Source organism: Cetobacterium sp. ZWU0022 (assembly GCF_000800875.1).
In the GTDB taxonomy this organism is placed as follows: domain Bacteria; phylum Fusobacteriota; class Fusobacteriia; order Fusobacteriales; family Fusobacteriaceae; genus Cetobacterium_A.
In genome coordinates this window covers 1-1,419 of sequence record NZ_JRJZ01000123.1, presented here as the reverse complement: position 1 = coordinate 1,419, position 1,419 = coordinate 1, and the positions used below count along the sequence as shown (strand labels likewise).

General features: G+C 27.0%; 1 protein-coding gene and 1 pseudogene. Both read right to left on the bottom strand.

Annotated elements, in window-relative coordinates; all coding sequences use genetic code 11:
• Positions 1–212 precede the first annotated feature (212 nt).
• Entirely contained in the window at positions 213–953 is a 741-nt protein-coding gene (locus tag L988_RS09805) for a MipA/OmpV family protein (protein WP_047383836.1), read from the bottom strand.
• Positions 950–1,419, bottom strand: a pseudogene (locus L988_RS13840) (conjugal transfer protein TrbE); the annotation flags it as partial. The pseudogene L988_RS13840 and the gene L988_RS09805, both read right to left, overlap by 4 nt.

Genomic DNA, 1,419 nt, shown 5'->3' with positions numbered 1-1,419 from the left:
TAAAATTTAAATTATAAGTTGTTATAGCTTTTAAAATTTTATATTCTTTATTATCTAACTCTCTCATTAAATCGTTAAATGCTCGATTACTTGCTTCTTTTATTTCATCCTCTGTAAATTTTTTGTTATTAATAATTTCTTTACACATAATCCTTCTCCCGTTTCTTTAATCTTAATCCTAATATAAACTTTGCTTCAAGTTGAAGCAAAGTTTAAAATGAATATCTTATTCCAATTCCCCCGTATACTTGATTATTACTTCTTACAATTGGAGAATCTGAAATTTTATCATCAAAATACTCTACTCCCACAAATGTATTAACCACAAGTTGCTCTGTTATGTTTGTTTCTATTGCTATATTAGCTCCTGCACTAAAAGAATCTGATGTTGAATAACTTTTATTAATTTGAGGACTTCTTATAGCTTCTTCTTGAGAAACTCCTACATAATAATTTAAAAACTCTTTATCATAATATTTAAAAGATAATGTTGGTAAAATTGCCACTCTATCATTTATATAAATAATCTTAGAAAGATTTATTTCTCCTTTTGAACCATGTTCTCCCCATATATAATTTATATTTCCAACTGTATCTTCTGTAAAATCAAAATCCATTGATAAACCACCCATCAATTGACTCTTTCTATCTTTTATATTATAACCCTTATCCATATCAGAATTACTAATAGACCATCCTTCAAAATATCCACCTAATGGTTCTCCAATTACTGACCAAGAAAAACCATCTTCCTCATATGCTTTAATTCCTACTGTTCCACCATTTATAAAAAATCTATCGTAACTCAAATTAACCAATGGTAAGGGTCTTATTTGGTCTTTAGCTCTATAAATTGAATTTGAGAATGTTGTTGCTATCCCTATTGATTGAACTTCATTAGCCATAGTCAAAGAGCTAATTGCTAATGCTCCTAGTAATAAATATTTTTTCATTTTTTATCTTCCTCCCGATTTTGATTTTCCATTAATAAATTGACATTTCTTACAATAGTTTCTCCATCTAATTTTTTATAATTTAACCATTTTATATTAAATTCTTCAGTTGATAGATGATAATACTCTTTACATTTCTGTTGATCTATTTCTCCTGATGTTGCAACATAAGCTAATTCTAATGGACTCAATGCTAATTCAAATAATCTACTACCTTTAGGACTTTTAAAATAGTATTGTCTTTTAATAATCGCACTATAAATTATTTCAATTTCTCTTTCATTTAATCCAAACAATTTATATATATCACTATCTTGTTTTGCATTTGCATTAGGTAAGAAAAATCTAGTGTAACAAGCGTCTAAAACTGCACTTAATATATTTGAATTTGCTATATCTGATAATGATTGAGTAGCAAAAACAACTGAAGTATTTTTCTTTCTAAGAACTTGGAACCATTCTCTTA

Coding starts and splice junctions, on each gene's coding strand:
- L988_RS09805 (WP_047383836.1), bottom strand. CDS start 953: ATGAAAAAATATTTATTACTAGGAGCATTAGCAATTAGCTCTTTGACT.